The organism is Rhodopila globiformis, assembly GCF_002937115.1.
Lineage (GTDB): Bacteria > Pseudomonadota > Alphaproteobacteria > Acetobacterales > Acetobacteraceae > Rhodopila > Rhodopila globiformis.
Genome location: NZ_NHRY01000074.1, coordinates 43,421 through 65,590, shown reverse-complemented (window position 1 = coordinate 65,590; position 22,170 = coordinate 43,421). Strand labels below are relative to the sequence as shown.

Genomic DNA, 22,170 nt, shown 5'->3' with positions numbered 1-22,170 from the left:
GGGAGGGACGGGCACAATGATCTCCGGTTGCAAGGGGTAACCGCAGACCATTCGCCGGCACCCGGCCGTGGGTTACAGCGGCGGGCGCCGATCACGCCCCCGCTTTGGCGGCGTCCCACCATGGGCAGACGCCGTGCATCCGTTGGTAGTTGCCCTCCATCACCTGCAGCGGCGCGCGCCGTGCCGGCCCGGGCATGGGCGGCGGCGCGTCGCCGGGCGGCGGACCGTCGCCGATGGACTCGAACAGTCCCTGGTGGCCCCAGAAGCTGCCGACGCTGGTCATTTCGACCGGCTGCCAGGTGGCGTCGTCGACCTCCAGCCCGCCCCAGCCGTATTCAACCAGGAAATCCGACGGCGTGCGCATGTAGAAAGACGTCATCAGGTCGTTGGGATGGCGGCCCAGCTTCACCGCCACGCTGTCGGCCTGCCCCTGCGCCATGTCGTAGCCCCGGCCGACGTCGTCGAGCGAATAAAGCTCCATCATCAGGTGGTGCATCGCGCGGCCGGGTCCCTGCACGATGGCCAGGCTGTGGTGGCGCGGATTGACGTGCATGAAATACGCCGTCACCGGCGCGCGGATGAAGTCGCTGATGCGGAAGCCCAGCAGGTCGCGGTAGAACGCCAGTGCCGCGTCCACGTCGGGCACCGTCATCAGGATGTGGCCCATGCCCAGCGGCCCGGCGCGGAAGCCGGCGATGTCGCGGCCCGGGCGGAACGGTTCGGTGTCGACCTGGCCGCCGTGGAACGCCTCCAGCCGGTTGCCGGCCGGATCGGAGAACGAAATGACCTCGGCGGCGCACCGCCGATTGGCTGCGGCGGCGGGTTCGTGGCGCACGGCGACGCCGGCGTTTTCCAGCCGCGCGCCCAGCGCATCCAGCGCCGCGGCGTCCGCCACTTCCCAGCCGAAGATGCGCTCGTTGTCGGCCAGCGCGCCATCGACGACAAGGCGCTGCTTGCGGTCGTCCATGCGGAAGGCGCGCATGGTGCCGCCGCGGTCGACGGCCTGCATGCCGAGTTGCTGCGTGGCGAAGCTGTTCCAGTCATCCGGTTTCGTGCTGCCGATGCCCAGGTAGCCGAGCGCCTGGATGGCCATGGCCGATCCTCCCTGTCTTATGATTTTGCCAGTTGATATCACGGCGCGGCGCCGCCGGACAATCCGGCTGGTGCGCGCCGGCACGGCGCCGGACCCCGGAATTCATTGCGGCTTGTCCGCTTCCTGTCTGGAGCAGCAATAATCGTTCGCATCGGTATCGGTATCACGCTCCTGATTCAGAACGTATTCCGCGATTTTCCGCGCGCACTGTCCCGATGTCGCCTGTTGCGCCGATCGGCGGGGGCGTGCAAACCTTGGCCTTGAAAATCTCGCGTGCGTGACGCCGGCAGGTCGCCCGGACCCGATTGGCGGTTCGGCCGATGGCACCGGCACAGGCCGTCCGGCATCATGTCCTGATGGCGAGGCTGTCGAAGCAGGAGGAAAAGATGATACACGGCGATATCAGCAGCAGTCACGACACCGTCGGCGTAGCGGTGGTGAACTACAAGATGCCGCGCCTGCACACCCGCGCCGAGGTCCTGGCCAACGCCCACAAAATCGGCGACATGCTGATCGGCATGAAGCAGGGGCTACCGGGCATGGACCTGGTGATCTTCCCGGAATATTCCACCCACGGCATCATGTACGACAGCGCGGAGATGTACGCCACCGCGTCCAAGGTGCCGGGCGAGGAAACCGAAATCTTCGCCGAAGCGTGCCGCAAGGCGCGGGTCTGGGGCGTGTTCTCGCTGACCGGCGAGCGGCACGAGGAGCATCCGAACAAGGCGCCGTACAACACGCTGATCCTGATGAACGACAAGGGCGACATCGTCCAGAAGTACCGCAAGATCATGCCGTGGGTGCCGATCGAGGGGTGGTATCCGGGGAATTGCACGTATGTGTCGGAGGGGCCGAAGGGCCTGAAGGTCAGCCTGATCATTTGCGACGACGGCAACTACCCGGAAATCTGGCGCGACTGCGCGATGCGCGGCGCCGAGCTGATCGTCCGCTGCCAGGGCTACATGTACCCGGCCAAGGAGCAGCAGATCATGATGGCGAAGTCTATGGCCTGGGCGAACAACACCTATGTCGCCGTCGCCAACGCCGCCGGTTTCGACGGGGTTTATTCGTACTTCGGCCACTCGGCGATCATCGGCTTCGACGGCCGCACGCTGGGCGAGTGCGGTGAGGAGGACTACGGTGTTCAATACGCGGCACTATCGAAATCGCTGATCCGCGACTTCCGGCGCAACGGCCAGTCCGAGAACCACCTGTTCAAGCTGCTGCATCGCGGCTACACGGGGAAGATCAACTCCGGCGAGGACAACCGCGGCGTTGCCGCCTGCCCATACGATTTTTATTCGAAATGGATTGGCGATCCCGACGCGACGCGGGAAATGGTGGAGGCGATCACCCGCCCGACCGTCGGCACCGAGGAATGCCCGATCGATGGCATCCCGAACGAGGCGGCCCGGCACCGGTAGGAACGTTCCGGGTTCGGCGCGCATTCCTTGCGTCATGGCCCGGCTTGGTGTCCGGACCACGGCGTGACGGCAACGACTGAGTTCAACGCAGCAATATAACGCGTCACCGGTGCGACAGGCGGAAATACAGCTCCGACAGTCGCGCCGGCAGGTCGTCCAGCCGGCGCAGCGCCGCATAGCCGGCGCGGCCGAACATCCGCGCGGCGGCATCGGTTCCCCGGCAGCCCGGCAGCACCGCGAACGTATCGATCCCGCGCGACCGCAGCCCAAGCACCGCGCGCCGGCTGTCCTCGACCAGGTCAAGCGGGTCCGCCACGTCGATATCCGACGGCTCGCCGTCGGTCAGCACCAGCACCAGCCGGCGGAAACTGCGTACCGCCGCCAGTTCCGCCCCGGCATGGCGCAGCGCGGCGCCCAGGCGGGTGGACAGCCCGGGCGCCATCCCCGCCAGCCGCGCGCGCTGCGTCCGCGCGAACGGCTCGGCGAAATCCTTGATGCGGGTCAGCCGCACCTGCTCCCGCCCGTCGGAGGCGAACGCCAGCAGCGCGAACGGATCGTCCAGCCGGATCATGGCGTCGGCCAGCAGCGCCACCGCCAGGCGCTCGGTCTCCAGCGCGCCGTCGCGGCGGGTCGACTCCGAAACATCCAGCAGAACCACCGTGGCCAGGTCGCGGGTGCGCAGCGCGGTGCCGCGATACACACGCTCATCCGGCGTCTCGCCCGCCGCCCGCGCGATCTCGGCGTCGAGCACCGCGTCGATGTCGAGATCCATTCCCTCCGGCTGGTGCCGCAGCCGCTGCGGGCGGCCGGGCCGGGCGGCGCGGACCAGGCGGTCGATGCGCCGGCGCAACTCTGGCGCCGCCTCCAGCGCCGCTTCCAGGCGGCGGACGTCGCCGGACGCAGCCGGAACGGCACGCACGCAGGTCCAGTCCGGCCGCTCCACGCCCTGTGCCCGGTCCCATTCGGGATAGCGGGCCAGCGGAACGCCCTCCTGCGAGGCGGCGACCGGGCGGGCGCGGACGGTCGTTTCCTCAGCCGCGGAGTCGCTTTTCGGCGCATCCTTCGTTTCTTCCTGGCGCAGCCGGGCGGTCTCGATCATCAGGTCGAGGACCGCGGGCGACGCATCCGGCTGCGCACCGAAATCCCACAGGCCGAGATTGTCGTCGCGGTACGGCGGCTCGATGACGAAGATGCGGGCGTTGAACTGGATGCGCATCTGGCCCAGGTCGTTGCCCAGCAGCCCGCCGATGCGGCGGCTTTCCGCCGGGTTCTCCAGGTCCGCGGCGGCGAACAGCGCCGCGCCCTTGGCGACGAAGCCGTGGGCGTCGTCGTATCCGGGGTCGAACAGCGCGCGCGCCAAGCGGGCCAGCAGGGCCGGCGCGGTGCTGCCTTCCGGCTGCGCAACGTGATGCCGCGCCCACAGCCGCCGCAGGCCGGGAAAGCGCCGCATCGCCAGGGCCTCGACGCGCGCGTCCTCGACCAAGCCGATCAGCGCGAGCTGCAATGGCTTCAGCGTGCCGACGAGCTGGCGCGGCGCTCCCGCCATCAGGTGCGCCAGCGCATGGGCCACCGCGGCGTGAAACAGCGTTGGCTGCGCCGCCCGCGGCACGCCGGGGAAACTGTCCGGCAGCAGGATCACGCCATCCGTTACGCCGGCGCGCCGGGGCGGCGGCTGCCCGGGGACGGCAGGGCGTGGACGCAGCAGCGGCGGCCGTCCCCACAGCGCGGTGGCGAACAGTTTCAGCCGGCGCTCCAGCATCGCGAAGTCGCTGCCGGATTGCGCCAATGCTTGCCGAGCGAGCGGATCGTCAAGCGCAAAGAACCGCGCCCGTTTCGACTTATCGCGGCCCGCGGCTTTTAAGCCAAGCGAAACGAAATCGCCCAGCCCGTCAGGCCCGCGGGACCGCAGGACCGCGCCGGCGTTGGCAGCAAGAAGCGCGACGCAGTCAGGCGCTTCGTGCGCCAGCCGGCGCAGCTGCGGCCAGAGCGCCGGTTCGCGCAGCCGTGCCCAGGCCTCGATGGCGGCAACCGCCGCCGCGGCGCCAGCCTGGCGCACGATGTCGGTGACATGCTCGGCCACCGCTTCCAGCGCCGCAGCCTCGTCGCGCAGTCGCAACAACGCGGTCAGGCAAGCCGCGCCCGCGTTGGCGTGCAGCAGCGCCAGCACGGCGGCGGCCCAGCGCTCGGCGCCCGGCTGTCCGGCCAGCGCGTCCGACGCCTGGCGCGCCGGCTCCAGCAGCGCCGGCCGATCGGCCAGGGCGGCCAGAAGCTCTGTGCCGGGAGGAGGCGGCGGGCCGGCCGGCCTCATCCCAGGCAGGCGGCGATGGCGGCGGCCAGCGCCTCGCGCAGCTCCGCGTCGTCGGTCAGCGGCAGCACGATCGCCGCCTGCGCCGCCGCCGCCGGCGACAGGCCCGCCAGCATCAGCCGACCGGCGTGGATCAGCATCCGGGTCGACGCGCCTTCCTCCAGCCCCTGGCCGCGGAGATTGCGCGAGCGCTGGGCGAACTCCACCAGCGTCGCCGCGCGTCCCGGGTCAATGCCGCTTTCACATGCAACGATCTCGGCCTCGACCGGTGGCGCCGGATAGCCGAAATCGATGGCGACGAAGCGCTGCCTGGTGGATTCCTTCAGGTCCTTCACCGCGCTCTGGTAGCCGGGGTTGTAGGAGATGGTCAGCTGGAAGTCGGGATGCGCGGCAACCAACTCGTTCTTTTTCTCTAACGGCAGCATGCGGCGCGCGTCGGTCAGGGGGTGGATGATCACGATGGTGTCCTGCCGCGCCTCGACGATCTCATCCACGTAGCAGATGGCGCCGCCGCGCACCGCCAGCGTCAGCGGCCCGTCGTGCCAGGCCATCTCGCCCGGCACCAGCAGGAAGCGGCCGATCATATCGGCGGCGGTCATGTCCTCGTGCGCCGCGACGGTAACCAGCGGGCGGCGCAGCCGCCACGCCATGTATTCCAGGAAGCGCGTCTTGCCGCAGCCGGTCGGCCCCTTCAGCATCACCGGCAGGCGATGCTGATAGGCGGCCTCGAACACCGCGACCTCGTCGCCAACCGGCCGGTAGTACGGCTCCGTTTCGATACGGAACGAGTCGACTGCGGTCATTGCGCCATTGCCGGCCACCGATCCGCCCACGGCCTCGCCGCTTCGAACGAAGCGGCGGCACGCAGAACCGACGCATCGTCCAGGTGCCGGCCGATGATCTGCAAACCGACCGGCAGGCCGGACGCGGTGAAGCCGGCGGGGACACTCGCCGCGGGCTGGCCGGTCATGTTCATCGGGAAGGTGAAGGCCAGCCATGACGACGGTGTCACCATGCGGCCGTCGATTTTCTCGACCCCCTGGACATGCAGCCCGAACGCCGGCACCGCCAGGGTCGGCGTCAGCAGCAGGTCGTAGTTGCGCATGAAACGCCACAGCTTGTTGGTCACCGCCTTGCGCACCATCAGCGCATCGGTCAGGTCCTCGGCCTTCCAGTCGCGGCGGATGAACTCGACCAGGTGCGGCGTCATCCTGTCGCCGTGTTCGGCGACGATCGCGCGCATGCCCTTCAGGTCGGTTTCCATCGCAACCAGCGCCCAGAACGCGCCCAGCGGATCGCTGAAGCCGGGATGCGCTTCCTCGACGCTGCAGCCCAGGTCCTGTTCGAACACGCGCACCGCCTCGCCGACGATGCGCCGCACCTCGGGATCGACGGCGGCATAGCCCCAGTCGGGACTGTAGGCGACGCGCAGGCCCTTCATCTCCTTCGGCGTCGCCGCGGCGAGCCAGTCGATATCGCACGTCGGGATGGACAGCCGATCGCGCGCATCCGGTCCCGCAATGACCGACAGCATCAGCGCCGCGTCGCGCACGGTGCGCGTCATCGGGCCGATGTGTTCCAGTGATTCCCAACTGGAAACCCCGGGATAGCGCTCGTCCTTGGTTCCTGGATACAGCGGCACGCGGCCCATCGAGGCCTTGACGCCGACCAGGCCGCAGAACGACGAGGGGATGCGCACCGAGCCGCCGCCGTCGCTGCCCAGCGCGATCGGGCAAAGCCCGGCGGCGACCGCGGCGCCCGAGCCGGCGCTGGAGCCGCCCGGGGTGCGGGTGGTGTCCCACGGATTGACCGTCGTTTCGCAAACGGGATTGTGGCCGACGCCGCTGTAGCCGAACTCCGGCACGTTGGTCTTGCCCAGCGCGACGGCGCCGGCGGCGCGCATCCGTTCGACCACGACGTCGTCCTCATCCGGAACGAAATCGGCATAGGCGACGGCGCCTGACATGGTGCGCACGTCCCTGGTGCAGATCAGGTCCTTGATGCCATACGGCACGCCGGCGAGCGGACCGACGGGCTCGCCGGCCGCGATGGCGCGATCCACCGCAGTGGCTTCGCGCAAGGCCAGTTCGGGAGTCGGCGTGCAGAAGGCGTGCAGGGTGGCGTCGAGCTTGTCGATGCGCGCCAGCGCGGCCTGCGCCAGCTCGACCGCCGAGACGTCGCGTCGCCGCACCGCGTCGGCGAGCGTTGCGGCATCGGTTTTCCATGACAGGGTCACGATGATCTCCTGTGTGGCGGCAGTGAATGAATGATCTCAGCTGGCCAGCAGTTCCTTCAGCTTGCCGTCGATGAAGGCCACGTCCTCTGGATTGAGGCCCGGGCCGCCGGCGAAGTGGCCCCAGATCGACCGGATCGGAACGAAGCTGGCGTTGGGCATGTTGGCAACCTCGAATTCGCTGTCCTCCGGCGGGAAGTACAGGTCGGTGATGCCGGGCATGACGTAGGCCTTGGCGGTGATGGCGTTCAGCGCCTTCTTCAGGTCGCCGCCGTAAAGCTCGTTGGCGCTGATGTCGCCGTTCTGCCAGGTCCACAGCATCGCGAGCAGGTTATTGGCGTCCCGCGGCAGGAACAGTCCTTCCCAGAACGAAACCAGGAAGTCCTCCAGCGAGGAATAGCCCATCGCCTTGATGTCGAGCTGCTCGCGATAGAACGCCTGCGAGAAGCCCCAGCCGGCATAGACGCGGGCCATCGCGCGCAGGCCGGTTTCCGGTTTCGTCTTGTACCAGCCGCCGGCGAACGCCGCGTCGGCGGTCAGCGCGGCCTTGACGCCTTCGAGGAAAACGAAATTGTGCCGCGAGCATTTGGCGGAACCGCAGAACGGCGCGATGCGCTCGACCATCGATGGATACATCGCCCCCCAGTGGAAGGTCTGCAGCCCGCCCATCGACCAGCCGGTCACCAGGCGGATGCGCTCGATGCCGAATTTCTCGGTCACCAGGCGGTGCTGGACGCGGACGTTGTCATAGGCTGTGACTTTCGGGAAGCGCGGGCCGTTGCAGGGCTCGGGCGTGTTGCTCGGGGATGACGACAGGCCGTTGCCGAGCATTTTGGGAATGATGATGAACTGCCGGGCGGGGTCCAGCGCGCGGCCCTCGCCGACGAGCCATTCGTTGTCGGTGTGCTGGCCGGAATACCAGGTCGGATAGACGATGACGTTGTCCTTCGCGGCGTTCAGCGTGCCGAAGGTCTTGTAGGCGAGACGGCCGTTGCGGATGGTGGCGCCGTTCTGCAGAACGACGTTGCCGAGTTCGAGAATTTCATAGTCCATCGGCTTTTCCCTCCATTGTTGGGTGTCCCTGCACCCCGGGGAGCGGCATGGGTCCGTCCGGTCCTGCCGCCGCGGACGAAGCCGGGTCGCGGGCACCGTCGATTGGCTTATGGAACAAATCCAGCGATGGCGTGCCAGGCGCGCCAATCGCGTTATCGCCGGTCCGCACCGGCCGGGCAATCACAGTCATGGCGCGGCTGTTGACGTTCGCGTTGGTCCGCCGGGGAAATATCGGGTTGGCCTGCATTGTCCTGGCGGCCAGGCCGGAGCCGTCACAGGGGCTGCCGATTGGCGTCGAGCCGCTGGGATCGCAGGTCGCAACAAATCCTTCTCTGCGGGCTCTGCGCCCCGCTCTGCACACTCTGCGTTAAGAATCTGATGCCGTAACAAAGATCGGCGTCGCCAGCGAGCCGCCCAACCTGAAGCGCCGGTGGCGCCCCGGCCACCGCGATTCAACGCAGAGTTCGCAGAGCGGGGCGCAGAGTCCGCAGAGAAGGGATTGGGCCGCTTTGGCCTGACATCGACCACCGTGCCCTGGTCATCAAAGCCAGGGAAATCCCGCCCTATAAGCGAAACGAACGCCGTTGCCCTTTCCGGTTATCAGGATGACCCTCCTGCTGGTCCCTCGTGCTCCGGAACCCCTCGAGCATGATCATTCCTTTCGCGCAACACCGATTTCGTTCCGCTCATAGACCTCCACGCCCGAACCGCCCGCCACGCGGCGCCAGCCGGGACCTGCCACCGCCTCACGCAGAGCGGGCAGGGTGGCAGTGCTGTCGCGGTCGCGGCCGAGCAGCACCAGCGCCACCCGGCGCCCGGGAACCGCTACCGTCTCGCCGGGGCGCACCAGGCGCAGTTTCATCGCGGCCGGCGCCTCGATCCCGAAGGCGCCGACGAGGCCGACGCCGTCGTTGCCGCGCGGCAGCAGCACCACCCCGTCGCCGGCGAAACGCGCCGCCTCGGCCGCCGCGGCGCGCATCGGCTGCATGGTGCCCGGCGCGAGCAGCAGCCCGGCGACCCCGGCAAGCTGCAGGCCGAGCACCGCCGCCTGCAGCACCGGCGCGCCCGCCGTCGCACGAGCCAGCAGCAGCGCCAGGAACGGCAGCCCGAACGCCAGGTAGCGCAGCTCAATCGGCGTGGTGTTGAAGGTGACCCCTAGCAGCAGCAGCCCCGCCGCCGGCGCCACCACCGCGGCAAGCAGCAAACGGAACCCGCCGCCGGGCAGCGTCCGCGCCATCCGCACGGCCAGGGCCACCGCCACCAGCCCGATGGCGCCGCCGACCGCCAGCCGCGCAAGACCCTCGACATACAGTGGCAAGCCGCCGAACACCGCCGCCGCCTGGTAGCCCGCCAGGCGCAGCAGCGACGGCAGCAGGGCGAACGGCGGGAACTGGTCCGGCCGCGCGCCGTGCTGGGCGGCGAAGAACCAGGCATCCAGCGCCAGGAACGGCGCGGCGCCGAGCACCCCGCTCCAGGCTCCCGCCGCCGCGATCGCCGCCACGCCGACGAACACCGCCAGGTAATTGCAGCCGCAGGCGACGCCGAACGCCACCCCGGCCAGCACCGGCCGCCGCGCCAGCAGCAGCGCTATCCCCGCCAGGCACGCCGTCTCGGCCGGCGCGAAGCCGCGGGCGATGGCGTTGGTATAGACGAAGCCGTAGCACCCCAGTGCCAGCAGCATCGCCGCCGCCGCGCCGATGCGGCACTGCCGCGCGATCACGCCCACCAGTCTGAGCGACGCCACGCCGCACAGCACCGAGAACAGGCGGGCGGTGAGCAGGCCCGGCCCGAACGCCGCGCGCCACAGCGCCACTGCCCAGAAATACAGCGGCGGATGCACGTCGGTGGCCCGCAAATCGGCGGCGATTTGCGCGGCCGAGGCGTGCCCCGCCTGCGCCGCGGCGATCACCCCGGCCGGGAACAACCCGTCCGGCCACACCGGCCGCGGTATGCCGGCGGTCAGGAACAGCGTGTACTGCTCGTCATACTCGGCCCCGCGCAGCCAAGCGGCGGCAATCAGCACGGCCACGCCCAGCAGCAGCACGGCCCCGGGGGCGGAATTCTTCGATACGTTAACCAAATCGCAGCACTTTCCGGCTCATCCTGGCGCCGATGCTGCCATGGAATGGTTAACGGAGTGCTTATGCCCGACCTGTTTCCACAGCGGCCGGCCTGGCAGCCGGTGATCTCGGTGGTGGTGCCGGCGTGCAACGAGGCGGCCGGCCTGGACGCCTTCCACCAGCGCCTGGCGGCGGCGCTGGAGGGGCAGGAAAACTGGGAAGTCATCTACGTCGACGACGGCAGCACCGACGCCACGCTGACGGTGATGCGGGCCTTGCAGGCGGCGGACGACCGCGTCGGCGTACTCAGCCTGTCGCGCAACTTCGGCAAGGAGACGGCGATCACCGCCGGGCTCGACCATGCCGCCGGCGACGCGGTGGTGGTGATCGACGCCGATTTGCAGGACCCGCCGGAGCTGATCCCGGCGCTGGTCGCAGAGTGGCGCGCCGGCTACGACATGGTCGCCGCCCGCCGCCGCAGCCGCGCCGGCGAAACCTGGCTGAAGCGCTGGACCGCGCACGCCTTCTACCGCCTGGCGCGCGGCATGGGCGACGTGCGGCTGCCCGAGGACACCGGCGACTTCCGCCTGCTCAGCCGCCGCGCCGTCAACGCCGTAGGCCAGCTCCGGGAGCACCACCGCTTCATGAAGGGCGTGTTCGCCTGGGTGGGCTTTCCCACCACGTTCGTGCCGTACGACCGGGCGTGCCGCAGCACCGGGGTGAGCAAATGGACTTACTGGCGGCTGTGGAACCTGGCTCTGGAGGGCATCACCAGCTTCACCGTCATGCCGCTGAAGTGCGCGACCTATCTCGGGCTGGGCGTGGCGGCCCTCGCCGGCGTGTATGCGCTGCAGGTGATCGTCAAGACGCTGGTCATCGGCAACCCGGTCGCCGGCTATCCCAGCCTGATGACGGTGGTGCTGTTCCTGGGCGGGGTGCAACTGATGTTCCTGGGGGTCATCGGCGAGTACCTCGGCCGGGTGTTCAACGAGACCAAGCAGCGGCCACTCTACCTGGTGCAGCACTACGCCCCCAGCGCCGTCCGGATCGACCGGTGAGGCGGGCCCTGGCGGTTCTGCTGGCGGCGTGGTTGTGGCCCGTGGCTGCCATGACGGAGGGGGCGGTGGTGCCGTCGGCCGCCAGGACGATGGAGACGGCGCCACCGCCTTTGCCGACCACGTCGCAGATCCCCCTCCGCCTGTCCCGCGGCGTCAACCTGACCCATTGGTTCCGCTTCCCGCCCAGCCGCGACCCCGCGGCACTCGTCGCCTATCTCGGCGACGGCGCGCTGGCCGACGTGCGCGCCGCCGGGTTCGACTTCGTGCGGCTGGCGGTCGATCCGGCCGTCGTCGGCGACACCTCCGGCCGCGCCGCGCTGCTGCGCGCGATCCACCGCATCCAGCGCCAGGGGCTGGCGGTGGTGGTCGCGCCGCATCCGCAGGGCTGGCACCTGGAAGCCGATGCCGCGCCAATCCTCGCCTTCTGGCAGGCGCTGGCGCCGGCGCTGCGGCCGCTGGATCCGTTGCGGACCGTGCCCGAGGTGCTGAACGAGCCGGTCTTCCCCGGCGATCCCGCTGCCTGGGCCGCCCTGCAGCACCGCCTGCTGCTGATCATCCGCCGCGCGCTGCCCGACCCCACCGTGGTGCTGACCGGCGCCGACTGGGGCAGCATCGGCGGCCTGCTGGCGCTGGCGCCGGAGGCCGATCGCAATGTGCTGTACAGCTTCCACCTCTACGACCCGCCGGAACTGACGTCGCTGGCGGCCTGGCGTCCGGGGCTGGACCGCACCGCGCTGGCGCGCCTGCCGTTCCCCGCCTGCGACGCCGCCGCCTGCGACGCCACCACCGCCCGGGCGGCCGACACGGCGACGCGGGACGTCATGCGCGCCTATTGTCACTACGGCTGGACCGCAGCGCGGCTGGAGGCGCGCATCGGGCGGGCAACGGCCTGGGCGCGGCGGCACGGCGTCCGCCTGCTTGCCGGCGAGTTCGGCGCCAGCGCCGCGCTGAACGCGCCCGCGCGCCTCACCTGGCTGAAAACCGTGCGCCAGGCGCTGGAAACCGACGGCATTGGCTGGGCACTCTGGGGTTACGACGATAGTATGGGCTTCGCCATTACCCCACCGCCCCGCCTGCGCCCGGTCCTGGACCGTCCGGTCCTGGCGGCGCTGGGGCTTTCATTACGGATGTAATCCCACCGCATGGACAGCCTTGACCCCGCCGACTGGAGCGACCTGCGCGCCCTCGGACACCGCATGATCGACGACATGGTCGACCACCTGCAAACCCTGCGCGAGGGCCCGGTCTGGCAGCCAATGCCGGAATCCTTGCGCGCCGAGCTGCGGCAGCCGCTGCCGCGCGATCCGTCGCCGCTCGGGTCGGTGTATGCGGACTTCCGGCGCCTGGTGCAGCCCTACGCCACCGGCAACCTGCACCCGCGCTTCATGGGCTGGGTGCATGGCGGCGGCAATCCCGTTGGCATGCTGGCCGAGCTGCTGGCGGCCGGGCTGAACGCCAACCTCGGCGGCCGCGACCATGCCCCCATCGAGGTCGAGCGCCAGGTGATCGCCTGGGCGGCCGAGATGCTGGGCTTCCCGTCCGAGGCCGGTGGCGTGCTGGTCACCGGCAGCTCGATGGCCAACTTCATCGGCGTGCTGGTGGCGCGCACCGCCAGCGAGGGTCCGGCTGTGCGGCAGACCGGCGTGTCCGGCCGCGGACTGGTCGGCTATGCCTCGGCCGCCGCGCACGGCTGCCTGCCACGGGCGATGGAGATGGCCGGCCTGGGGCGCGAGGCGCTGCGCATGATCCCGTTCGACGCCGACGGCCGCATGCGGGTGGACCTGCTGCGGCAGCGCATCGCGCAGGACCGGGCAGCCGGGCTGAGGCCGTTCCTGGTCGTCGGCACTGCCGGCTCGGTGGATATCGGCGCGATCGACGACCTGGCGGCGCTGGCGGACGTGGCCGCGCACGAGTCGCTGTGGTTCCACGTCGACGGCGCGTTCGGTGCCACGGCGCTGCTGGCCCCGGCGCTGCGCCCGAAGCTGGCGGGCATCGAACGGGCGGATTCGGTCGCGTTCGATTTCCACAAATGGGCGCAGGTGCCGTACGACGCCGGCTGCGTGGTGGTGCGCGACCCCACCCGGCAGATCGAAACCTTCGGCGCCGAGGCGGCCTATCTGCGCCGCGAGCAGCGTGGCCTGGCCGGGGGCGGGGTATGGCCCTGCGACCTCGGCCCCGACCTGTCGCGCGGGTTCCGGGCGCTGAAGGTGTGGATGACGCTGTCGGTGTATGGCGCCGACGCGCTGGGGCAGGTGGTGCAGGCCGGCTGCGACCTGGCGGCGGCGCTGGCGGCGCGGGTGGACCGGGAGCCGGAACTGGAACGGCTGGCGCCGGTGGCGCTGAACATCGTCTGCTTCCGCTACCGCGCCGCCGCCGGTGACCTCGATCGGCTGAACGCGGACATCGTGGCGGATCTGCAGGAGGCCGGCATTGCCGCGCCCTCGACGACGCTGGTGAACGGCGTGCTGGCGATCCGCGCGGCGCTGGTGAACCACCGGACGACAGCGGACGATATCGCAATAATGGTGGATGCGGTGCTGCGCCTCGGCCGGGCGCGGGCGGCGGGATGAAAGAAAAATGCCCCCGGTCATGACCGGGGGCAAGTATACAGGGAGGCTTCACGTCTGGGAGACGCAGGGGCCAATGACCCCTTTCCAGCGGCCTGCGCTGGAACTCGAACAGCATTGCTGCCGTAACTCACAGGGACCATGTATCCCGCACCTGCGAAGGCGACTACCCCCTGAAACAGGCAGCCGATATGCTGAGTACGCATATCTACCGAACGGTACCGGCGTAGAGCGTATGGCTTTTGTGCGAACTTGCCAGTTTCATAACGAAACAAAAATTATATGCTGGAACCGGCGCGACCCTGCCGCCGTCATGATGGGCCTGACGCCCGAGGGGATTGCCGCCTGTCGCCCCCGGCGCGGCGGCGATCGGCCTGGGGCGGTTCGGCGGGGCGGCGCGGCGTGATCGCGGGCAAATCCGCTGTCCCCGGGCGTGGATCAAGCGCGGGATATTCGCTAGGTCATAACGATTGCGCCTCTGCCGGATCGGATCCGCGGCCAGCCGCGGTCCTGCGGCGCAAGGTCTTTGCCCTCTCCCATGAAAATGCGGTTTCGCCGGCGCCAATGGGCGCGGGGCGAGGTCCGTTGCCTCACCGTCATGGCCGGGCGTGTCCCGGCCATCTGCGCTTCGACGGTCGGGGGTAGATGGCCGGGACACGCCCGGCCATGACGATAGGGAGACGACCTTGCTCCGCCCGACGCCCTATCCTGATTCCATGGGGCGTGTCGCGGTCGTTGACGGTGAGGCCGCGCCGCTGCTCCGTCGCAGGCGACCTGCTTTGCCGTACCGTGGCGGGGCGCCGGTCCCGCCGCTAATGCCGCTCCGCCAGCCGGGCCAGCAGGAAATCGCGGAACACCGCCACCCGCTTCGAGTTCCGCAGCTCCTCGGGATAGACGAAGAACACGTCCACCTTCGGCCCCTTCAGCTCCGGCAGCACCTGCACCAGGTCGGGGTTCTCCGTGCTCGCGAAATCCGGCAGGGCGCCGATTCCCGTCCCGGCCCGGATCGCCAGCAGGATGGCGTTGATCGAGTTCACCTCCAGCAGCGCCCGCCGCGGGTTGCCGGGACGCCGCCCAGCCTCGGCCAGCCAGTTGATCTCCGGCACCGGCGGATGATGGTTGCCGAACAGGATCAGCCGGTGCGCGTCCAGCTCCTCGGCCCGCTGCGGCACGCCGTGCTTCTTCAGGTATTCGGGCGAGGCGCAGATGTTCCATTGCAGCGTCAACAGGTGCCGCTGCACCAGGTCGGGCTGCTTCGGCGCGTGCATGCGGATCGCCACGTCGGCCTCCCGCATTGCCAGGTCGAGGTCCTGGTCATCCAGCAGCAGCGAGACCGAGACGTCCGGATAGGCGTCCAGGAACGCATGCAGGCGTGGCGCCAGCCACATCGAGCCGAACCCGGCGGTGGTCGTCACCTTCAGCTTGCCCGCCGGCTTTTCCTTGCTTTCCGTCAGCAGCGCCTCGGTGATCGCCAGCTTGGCGAACACCTCCCGCACCGTGCGGTTGAGCGACTCGCCCTGCTCGGTCAGGATCAGGCCGCGGGCGTGGCGGTGGAACAGCGGCACCTGCAGCGCCTCTTCCAGCGCCGAGATTTGCCGGGACACCGCGGACTGGCTGAGGCTGAGGGTGTCGCCCGCATGCGTGAAACTGCCGGCCTCCGCGACGGCGTGAAAGACACGCAGCTTGTCCCAATCCATCACAGAACCTCTCCCCGCAGTCGGCATGATGCCTGCCGCATTCCGTCAGTCGTCCACATGGGGCCGGGGCAGCCGATCATTCCCGGGCACGATGTTCCGATTCACGAAGGGATCATTCAAGACCTTCGTGTACATTTTTCAATAGGCCGCCACGGACGGGGTTATTTCCTGCCCGGCCCCGGCGAGGAACCGCTCGGCCTCCAAAGCGGCCATGCAGCCGGTGCCGGCGGCGGTGACCGCCTGGCGGAACACCTTGTCCTGCACGTCGCCCGCGGCGAACACGCCCGCGACCGAGGTGCGGGTGCTGCCGGGCGTGGTGCGGATGTAGCCTTCGGCATCCATGTCGACCTGGCCCTTGAACACCGCGGTGTTTGGCGTGTGGCCGATGGCGATGAACACGCCGTCGAGCGGCAGGTCCGACTCGGCGCCGCTGACCGTGTCGCGCAGCCGCACGCCGGTCACGACCTCGGGCGTGCCGCCGCCCAGGATCGCCCGCACCCCGCTGTTCCAGATCACGCTGATCCTGGGATTGGCGAACAGGCGGTCCTGCAGGATCTTTTCCGCGCGCAGGCTGTCGCGGCGGTGCACCAGCGTCACGTGATCGGCATGGTGCGTCAGGTAGAGCGCTTCCTCGACCGCCGTGTTGCCGCCGCCGATGACCGCGACGGTCTTGCCGCGGTAGAAGAAGCCGTCGCAGGTGGCGCAGGCCGAGACGCCGCGGCCGCGCAGCGCCTGTTCCGACTCCAGGCCCAGCCAGCGGGCCTGCGCGCCGGTGGCGATGACCACGGCGTCGGCGGTATACAGGTCGCCCGAGTCGCCGCGGCAGCGGAACGGCCGGCGGGAGAAGTCCACCTCGGTGATCAGGTCGTGGACGATGCGGGTGCCGACATGCTCGGCCTGCGCCTGCATCTGCTCCATCAGCCAGGGGCCCTGGATGACGTCGGCGAAACCGGGATAGTTCTCGACGTCGGTGGTGATCATCAGCTGTCCGCCCGGCTGCATGCCGGCGACCAGCAGCGGCGCCATGGCGGCGCGCGCGGCGTAGATCGCCGCGGTATAGCCGGCCGGCCCGGCGCCGATGATCAGAAGCTTCGTGTGATGCGTTTCAGACATACCTGAACATATCGGCGCGCGGTCCAAAGGAGCAAGCGATGTGACTCATTTCGAGGCACGCAGGCGCTGTTTTTTGACGGATTGTCGCGGGACGAGCGCAGCGGCCCGCCGCCTGCCGGCGGGATGGGCTGTGTGATCCCCACCGACGCCAACTTGGCGGGCCGGCGGCACGGCCAATGCCACGTGTTGGCAGCACGGCCATTGCCTCCTCGTCATGGCCCGGCGTGTCCGGGCCACCTATTCCAGCACGTGTGCCGCGACAGGTGGCCCGGACGGGCCGGGCCATGACGGATAGACAACGTGCTCCGCCATGTTGGCGCCTGTGGGCGTCATCCCGCCTGCCTGCCATCCCGCCGTCTTGTTCTGTTGGCGAATCCTGTTCCCGATACCGCGCTCGCGGGGTTGTCACTCCTGCCGGTGCCGTTGCGGCGATACACCGGGGCAAACACAGGATCGACGTGACGAACCCGGAGCGTGAACTTCCGTTGATGTCACATGCAACAGCCGAACGGCGTGCATGCGGGCCTGGAGGAGCAGGGGCGGCAACCCCGGCAGTCCGTCGCGTCCGGTGGCGTCTCACCGGCCTGTTGCGGAGTCTGCGCGGTGTGCGCTGGCGCCGCCGGCAGCGCGTTGGCGCAGGCCGGGGCCGCCCTGCCGCGGCCGGCGGATACCCCGATGGATTTTGACCTCGCCGTCATCGGCGCCGGGTCCGCCGGGCTTTCGGTTGCGGCCGGGGCGGCGCAGCTTGGGGTGCGGGTGGCGCTGATCGAGCGCGGGCGGATGGGCGGCGACTGCCTCAACACCGGCTGCGTGCCCAGCAAGGCCCTGCTGGCCGCCGCGCACGCCGCGCGTGCCGTGCGTGAGGCCGGGCGGTTCGGCGTCATCGCCCTGGAGCCGATCATCGACTGGGATCGCCTGCGTGCGCATATCCGGGGAGTCGTCGCCGCCATTGCGCCGGCCGATTCCGAGGCCCGCTACCGTGCCCTCGGCGCCACGGTGCTGCGTGGCGAGGCGCGGTTCCTCGACTCCGCGACCCTGTCGGTGGATGGCCGGCGGCTCAGCGCGCGCCGCTTCGTCGTGGCGGCGGGCAGCCGCGCCGCGGTGCCGGCGATTCCGGGCCTGGACCAGGTTCCCTGTTGGACCAACGACACGCTGTTCGAGCTGGCCGAGCGGCCGGACCATTTGCTGATCCTCGGCGGCGGGCCGGTGGGCCTGGAGATGGCGGCTGCGTTCTGCGATCTGGGCTGCGCGGTGACCGTGGTGGAGGCGGCCCGCATCGCGCTGCGGGAGGACCCGGAACTCGCCGCCGGATTGCGGCGCGTGCTGGTGCGGCGCGGTGTGACCATCCGGGAAGGCGCCTCGGTGGCGCGCGTGGCCTCCGGCCCGGTGCTGGTGCTGTCCGACGGCAGCCGCATCAACGGGTCGCACCTGCTGGTTGCCGCCGGGCGGACGCCGAACACGGAGGCGCTGGACCTGCCGGCGGCCGGGATCCAGGCCGATGCGCACGGCATCGTGACCGACAGCGGCCTGCGCAGCGTCAGCAACCGGCATGTGTACGCCGCCGGCGACATCGCCAGCCCGGTCGGCTTGGGGCCGCGCGCCTTCACCCATGTTGGGTCGTACCATGCCGGCATCATCATCCGCCGCGTGCTGTTCCGCCTGCCGGCGCGCCTGGACTATACCGCGCTCCCGCGGGTCATCTACACCGACCCGGACCTGGCGCAGACCGGCCTGACCGAGGCCGAGGCGGCGGCGGCGGGGCTGCCCGTGCGGATTCTGCGCTGGACGCTGGCAGACAACGACCGCGCCGTGGCCGAACGCGACACCGACGGCCTGGTCAAGCTGGTGGCGGTGCGCGGCCGCATCGTCGGGGCCGGCATCCTGGCGCCGCAGGCCGGCGAAATGATCACCGCCTGGAGCCTGGCGATCGCCCGCCGCACCCGGCTGTCCGCCCTGGCCGGGCTGATCGTGCCCTACCCGACCCGGTCGGAGGCGGCCAAGCGCGCCGCGACCGGGGCTTTCATGGCAAGGCTGTTTTCGCCGGGGATGAAATCGTTGGTGCGGCTGCTCGGGCGGCTGCCCTGACAGCCTGCCCCGTCAGCGTGCTTCGCCGCGCCGCGTGCCGGCCAGTGGTTATCGAGCGGCCGGCATCAGCCGATGGTCAGCAGCGTGCAGATGTCGGCCTGGGTGTCGGCTGGCGACGGCTGCGGCGGGGCCGGAACGGCAAGCGGCGGCGTGGCCCTTGCCGCTGGGTGCCTGGCCGCCGGCGGCAGTGTCGTTTCCTGCGGCAGGCCGCGGGCCGGGAAGGGCAACACCACGGCACTGAAGCGGCTGGGCCGGGTGTCCACCGGGGGCTTCACGCCGGGCGTCGTCAGATCGATGATCGGGGCAGCCGCTCTGTTACCATCCGGTGCTGTCGCGCTGGCCTGTGCCGTCGCGCTGGCAGGGTGCCGATCGGCGGTGCGGGCCTGCTCGGCTTCGATCGCCTCGGCTTCCGCATCCAGATCGATGGCGAGTTCCAAGAGCATGTGCGCCAGGCGGCGATCCTCGCCCGCCTGGGCCAGCTCCCGGGCGATTGCTGCCCGCTGCCTGAAGTGTGAAGCGTCCAAAGCCAGCCTCCTGTTCTGCAACCAGAATAGGGATGAAAAAGTAAGGAAAGATATCACGTCACAGAGAGCAGTTGGCCTGCTTCGAGATCCCGTCGGTGCATTTGCAACGAAAGAGCGCACCGGGCAACCGCCGTGAGCGAATGGCCGAAGTGATTTGATGAATTTCTCGGAACTGTGTGAAAAAAACACCAATAGTCCGGCACTGCGCCAATAATAAGACAAACCTTCGCTGATCAACTTTTAGTTGAACAACTTTCCGGCGGGATACAACCCGATGCCGACTCGGCTGCCGCCGGGCAACGCCAGCCGGCGACGGGCGCGCCAGAACGCCGCAAACAGCGGAAGCGGCAGGGGGGAGGATGTCCCCGTGGCCGCGCTTGCCGTTCCGGTCATCCGGGAAAGCCGTGGCGCCCCGCCGGTGGCTCCGGCGCGGCGCGGACGGTTGGGTCAGGCGGCGGCGGCGTCGGCCCGCTTGGCGCGCGCGCGCTCGATCCGGCGCTTCAGCAGCTTCGCCTCGCCGGTCAGCTTGCTGTTGGGGGTGGCCAGCAGGTAGGCGTCGATGCCGCCATTGTGCTCCACTGTGCGGATGCCGCGGGTGGACAGGCGCATGCGCACCTCGTGCCCGAGGCTTTCGGACAGCAGCGACGTCACCTGGAGGTTCGGCAGGAAGCGCCGACGGGTCTTGTTGTTGGCGTGGCTGACGTTGTTGCCACTGAGAACGCCTTTACCCGTGATTTCGCAGCGACGTGACATCGCACATGACCCTCAGAACAGATTGGAAGCGGCGGGTTATGACGATCCGGGCGGGCGGCGTCAAGCAAGACGGGCCGCCGGGTCGGCGGCGGCCCTCCCCCGGCCGCGGGCAGGCCGGATCAGGCTGGTGTCGCGGCTTTTTGATCTGTCACAATGCCGGCGCGCCAAGGAAGAGGTAGGCAACACCTGCAACCGGACATTCCCGGCTTCCGGCGTCCCGCCCGCGGTGGGCGCAGAAGGGATCTGCATGTCTTTTCGTCTGCGTTACAAGAGAGCAAGAAGTGTCTGTGCAGGCACGGCGCAAGGGCCGTGGCCGGCGTCGCGGGATTTTCAGCCCCGGCGCGGGCGGGATGGAAGCGGGCGGTTGTGGGACGCAGGCGCGGTCCAGTCACAGGGTCTCTCGCATTGATAATTCTTTATCGATAAAAGATAACTATTTGCGACTCGGAAGAACTTCTGAGACCCGAAGTTTCACTTGTTCACGCGTGTGTGAATTTATACAAATGCACGCGCAGATGGAGAAAGCCAGATGGGGTCATTTTTTCCTGTCACGGACCGTGATCTGACAGGGCCCTTGTCATTCGCCGCCAGCACCCCGGCTGCCGGCACCGGCAAGGCCGGACTGCGTATTCCCGATTACCTGAACGAGGTCTACTGGTGGACCTATGTCCATCCGCGGGCAGTCCGGTTCTTCGAGCGGCAGTGGCTGGTGAACCTGATCCTGTGGGGCAAGTACGTCACCATGCGCGACGCCACGCTGGCCGAGATGGGCGACAGCCTGCCCGGGCGCACGCTGCAGGTGGCCTGCGCCTACGGCAACCTGACGCCGCAACTCGCCGCCCGCGTGCCGGAGGGCTCGCAGCTGGACGTGGTGGACGTGTTGCCGATCCAGTTGGAGAATTTGCAGCGGAAGCTGCCGGCGGACGCGCGGGTGAGCCTGCTGGCGATGGACAGTTCGGACCTGCAGCTGCCGGACGCCAGCTATGACCGGGCGCTGCTGTTCTTCCTGCTGCACGAGATGCCGGTGCCCGTGCGCGAGGCGACGCTGCGCGAGGCGCTGCGGGTGGTGAAGCCGGGCGGCAAGCTGGTGGTCGTGGATTTCGCCCGGCCGGCGGCCTGGCATCCGCTGAAATACCTCTGGCACCCGGTGCTGACCCGGCTGGAGCCGTTCGCCCCGGACCTGTGGACCTGGCCGGTGGAGACCTGGCTGCCGGTGACGCACCGCAACCGGATCGTCTCGCGCAGCGGCTATTTCGGCGGCTTCTACCAGAAGCTGGTGATCACGGTCTGAAAGGGGGCGGGGCGGCGTGCCGGCAAGTGCGCCGCCCGCTGTCCAGCCGTTGCTGGCCGCAGGAGAAAGACGCAGGCGAAGAGTTTGCTTCGCGTGCTTTGTGGCCTTCGGAGTCATTCGTGTTGAAATGCGATACTGCGGGCAAAGACGGGTGGTGACAGTCGTACGCCCAACGTCAGTCGCCGGTGCCAGCGGCGAAATCGCTTCAACACAAAGACACTATAGCAAACAGCAGGTCGGTTGAGACGAATGTGCGGGATCGACAGCCCGTGGAGACACGGATGCCGTCCATCGGCGGCAAGGTTGCGCCCGCGCAGCAACGGGCTGCGGGGTCGGCGGCCGATCGGCGATGTTGTAATGGCGGAGAATCCGCGGATTTCACCACAGAGTTAGCCAGCCGGCGCGCCGGCACCGCAATGGCGGAAAATGGGCGAGGGGTCCATTGCCCCTCCGTCATGGCCGGGCGTGTCCCGGCCATCTGCGCTTCGACGGTGGGGGGTGGATGGCCGGGACACGCCCGGCCATGACGATAGAGAGACGATCGGCGCCTGCCAGAGGGCATTTTCATGGTAGATACAGAGCCACAGAGATCAGAACCGCCACACCGCCGGCGGCTTCGTTGCAATCTCTGTGGCTCTGTGGTGAACCATCGTCGGCCGCCGCAGGCTCCTACGGGATGCACACATCTCGGAAACGGTCCGCCGCTGCGTTTCCCTTTCGTCATGGCCCGGCTTGTCCGGGCCACCTATTCCAGCACTTGTGCCGCGACAGGTGGCCCGGACAAGCCGGGCCATGACGATGGGGGAACGCAGCGGCGCCCAGGCAAGCACTTGATTTTACGGTCATTTCCGACTCGTTTCCAGGATGTGTGCATTGCGTAGGGACATGCCCGGCCATGACGGTGAGGCAACGAC

General features: G+C 69.2%; 16 protein-coding genes. 6 read left to right on the top strand and 10 right to left on the bottom strand.

The genetic code is table 11. From position 1 onward, the window contains the following. Window positions 1-91 precede the first annotated feature (91 nt). A complete protein-coding gene (locus CCS01_RS07985; protein ID WP_104518294.1) occupies window positions 92-1,093 on the bottom strand; it encodes a VOC family protein in 1,002 nt (333 codons plus the stop codon). 386 nt (window positions 1,094-1,479) lie between these two features. On the opposite strand from CCS01_RS07985, the gene CCS01_RS07980 reads away from it, so the two are divergent. Continuing rightward, complete coding sequence (locus CCS01_RS07980) at window positions 1,480-2,517, top strand: aliphatic amidase (RefSeq protein WP_104518304.1); 1,038 nt, start codon at window positions 1,480-1,482, stop codon at window positions 2,515-2,517. 103 nt (window positions 2,518-2,620) lie between these two features. On the opposite strand, the gene CCS01_RS07975 is transcribed toward CCS01_RS07980, so the two are convergent. The 5 genes from CCS01_RS07975 to CCS01_RS07955 form a co-directional block, all read right to left on the bottom strand. After that, window positions 2,621-4,825 (bottom strand): nitric oxide reductase activation protein NorD, encoded by a 2,205-nt coding sequence (locus CCS01_RS07975; RefSeq protein ID WP_104518293.1) that lies wholly within the window; start codon window positions 4,823-4,825, stop codon window positions 2,621-2,623. Continuing rightward, window positions 4,822-5,625 (bottom strand): CbbQ/NirQ/NorQ/GpvN family protein, encoded by an 804-nt coding sequence (locus CCS01_RS07970; protein ID WP_104518303.1) that lies wholly within the window; start codon window positions 5,623-5,625, stop codon window positions 4,822-4,824. The genes CCS01_RS07975 and CCS01_RS07970 overlap by 4 nt, the downstream gene beginning before the upstream one ends. Beyond that, window positions 5,622-7,058 (bottom strand): amidase, encoded by a 1,437-nt coding sequence (locus CCS01_RS07965; RefSeq protein ID WP_204848179.1) that lies wholly within the window; start codon window positions 7,056-7,058, stop codon window positions 5,622-5,624. Before CCS01_RS07965 ends, CCS01_RS07970 begins: the two co-directional genes overlap by 4 nt. Window positions 7,059-7,094: 36 nt before the next feature. After that, window positions 7,095-8,108, bottom strand: coding sequence for an alpha/beta fold hydrolase (locus CCS01_RS07960; RefSeq protein WP_104518291.1), 1,014 nt, complete (start codon window positions 8,106-8,108; stop codon window positions 7,095-7,097). 652 nt (window positions 8,109-8,760) lie between these two features. Continuing rightward, window positions 8,761-10,188: a glycosyltransferase family 39 protein gene (locus tag CCS01_RS07955; RefSeq protein ID WP_104518290.1), complete on the bottom strand. Its 1,428-nt coding sequence runs from the start codon at window positions 10,186-10,188 to the stop codon at window positions 8,761-8,763. A gap of 63 nt (window positions 10,189-10,251) precedes the next feature. Between CCS01_RS07955 and CCS01_RS07950 the strand changes: the two genes are divergently transcribed. Genes CCS01_RS07950 through CCS01_RS07940 form a run of 3 tightly spaced genes read left to right on the top strand, consistent with a single transcriptional unit; the run spans window position 10,252 to window position 13,796 of the window. Then, window positions 10,252-11,226, top strand: coding sequence for a glycosyltransferase family 2 protein (locus tag CCS01_RS07950; RefSeq protein ID WP_104518289.1), 975 nt, complete (start codon window positions 10,252-10,254; stop codon window positions 11,224-11,226). Window positions 11,227-11,276: 50 nt separating this feature from the next. Beyond that, window positions 11,277-12,359, top strand: a complete 1,083-nt coding sequence (locus tag CCS01_RS07945) for a glycoside hydrolase family 5 protein (RefSeq protein ID WP_239992052.1) — start codon at window positions 11,277-11,279, stop codon at window positions 12,357-12,359. A gap of 9 nt (window positions 12,360-12,368) precedes the next feature. Further along, on the top strand, window positions 12,369-13,796 hold the full coding sequence (locus CCS01_RS07940) for a pyridoxal phosphate-dependent decarboxylase family protein (RefSeq protein ID WP_104518287.1): 1,428 nt from the start codon (window positions 12,369-12,371) through the stop codon (window positions 13,794-13,796). An 809-nt stretch (window positions 13,797-14,605) separates the two neighbouring features. On the opposite strand, the gene CCS01_RS07935 is transcribed toward CCS01_RS07940, so the two are convergent. After that, on the bottom strand, window positions 14,606-15,490 hold the full coding sequence (locus tag CCS01_RS07935) for a LysR family transcriptional regulator (protein WP_104518286.1): 885 nt from the start codon (window positions 15,488-15,490) through the stop codon (window positions 14,606-14,608). 138 nt (window positions 15,491-15,628) lie between these two features. Beyond that, a complete protein-coding gene (gene trxB, locus CCS01_RS07930; protein ID WP_104518285.1) occupies window positions 15,629-16,603 on the bottom strand; it encodes a thioredoxin-disulfide reductase in 975 nt (324 codons plus the stop codon). A 495-nt stretch (window positions 16,604-17,098) separates the two neighbouring features. Here trxB and CCS01_RS07925 point away from each other — a divergent pair, with 495 nt between their 5' ends. Beyond that, entirely contained in the window at window positions 17,099-18,688 is a 1,590-nt protein-coding gene (locus CCS01_RS07925; RefSeq protein ID WP_239992051.1) for a dihydrolipoyl dehydrogenase family protein, read from the top strand. A 65-nt stretch (window positions 18,689-18,753) separates the two neighbouring features. On the opposite strand, the gene CCS01_RS07920 is transcribed toward CCS01_RS07925, so the two are convergent. Further along, the gene (locus CCS01_RS07920; protein ID WP_104518284.1) at window positions 18,754-19,212 is read right to left on the bottom strand and encodes a hypothetical protein; all 459 of its coding nucleotides are present in this window, start codon (window positions 19,210-19,212) and stop codon (window positions 18,754-18,756) included. A 447-nt stretch (window positions 19,213-19,659) separates the two neighbouring features. Next, entirely contained in the window at window positions 19,660-19,965 is a 306-nt protein-coding gene (gene rpmB, locus CCS01_RS07915) for a 50S ribosomal protein L28 (protein WP_104518283.1), read from the bottom strand. A gap of 574 nt (window positions 19,966-20,539) precedes the next feature. Here rpmB and rquA point away from each other — a divergent pair. Beyond that, window positions 20,540-21,256: a rhodoquinone biosynthesis methyltransferase RquA gene (gene rquA / locus CCS01_RS07910; protein ID WP_204848178.1), complete on the top strand. Its 717-nt coding sequence runs from the start codon at window positions 20,540-20,542 to the stop codon at window positions 21,254-21,256. The last annotated feature ends 914 nt before the right edge of the window (window positions 21,257-22,170 follow it).

Bases quoted from the DNA above. Each gene is read 5' to 3' on its own strand.
- CCS01_RS07970 (WP_104518303.1), bottom strand. From the start codon at position 5,625: ATGACCGCAGTCGACTCGTTCCGTATCGAAACGGAGCCGTACTACCGG.
- trxB (WP_104518285.1), bottom strand. From the start codon at position 16,603: ATGTCTGAAACGCATCACACGAAGCTTCTGATCATCGGCGCCGGGCCG.
- CCS01_RS07940 (WP_104518287.1), top strand. From the start codon at position 12,369: ATGGACAGCCTTGACCCCGCCGACTGGAGCGACCTGCGCGCCCTCGGA.
- rpmB (WP_104518283.1), bottom strand. From the start codon at position 19,965: ATGTCACGTCGCTGCGAAATCACGGGTAAAGGCGTTCTCAGTGGCAAC.
- CCS01_RS07935 (WP_104518286.1), bottom strand. From the start codon at position 15,490: ATGGATTGGGACAAGCTGCGTGTCTTTCACGCCGTCGCGGAGGCCGGC.
- CCS01_RS07975 (WP_104518293.1), bottom strand. From the start codon at position 4,825: ATGAGGCCGGCCGGCCCGCCGCCTCCTCCCGGCACAGAGCTTCTGGCC.
- CCS01_RS07950 (WP_104518289.1), top strand. From the start codon at position 10,252: ATGCCCGACCTGTTTCCACAGCGGCCGGCCTGGCAGCCGGTGATCTCG.
- CCS01_RS07925 (WP_239992051.1), top strand. From the start codon at position 17,099: ATGCAACAGCCGAACGGCGTGCATGCGGGCCTGGAGGAGCAGGGGCGG.
- CCS01_RS07960 (WP_104518291.1), bottom strand. From the start codon at position 8,108: ATGGACTATGAAATTCTCGAACTCGGCAACGTCGTTCTGCAGAACGGC.
- CCS01_RS07945 (WP_239992052.1), top strand. From the start codon at position 11,277: ATGACGGAGGGGGCGGTGGTGCCGTCGGCCGCCAGGACGATGGAGACG.
- CCS01_RS07980 (WP_104518304.1), top strand. From the start codon at position 1,480: ATGATACACGGCGATATCAGCAGCAGTCACGACACCGTCGGCGTAGCG.
- CCS01_RS07985 (WP_104518294.1), bottom strand. From the start codon at position 1,093: ATGGCCATCCAGGCGCTCGGCTACCTGGGCATCGGCAGCACGAAACCG.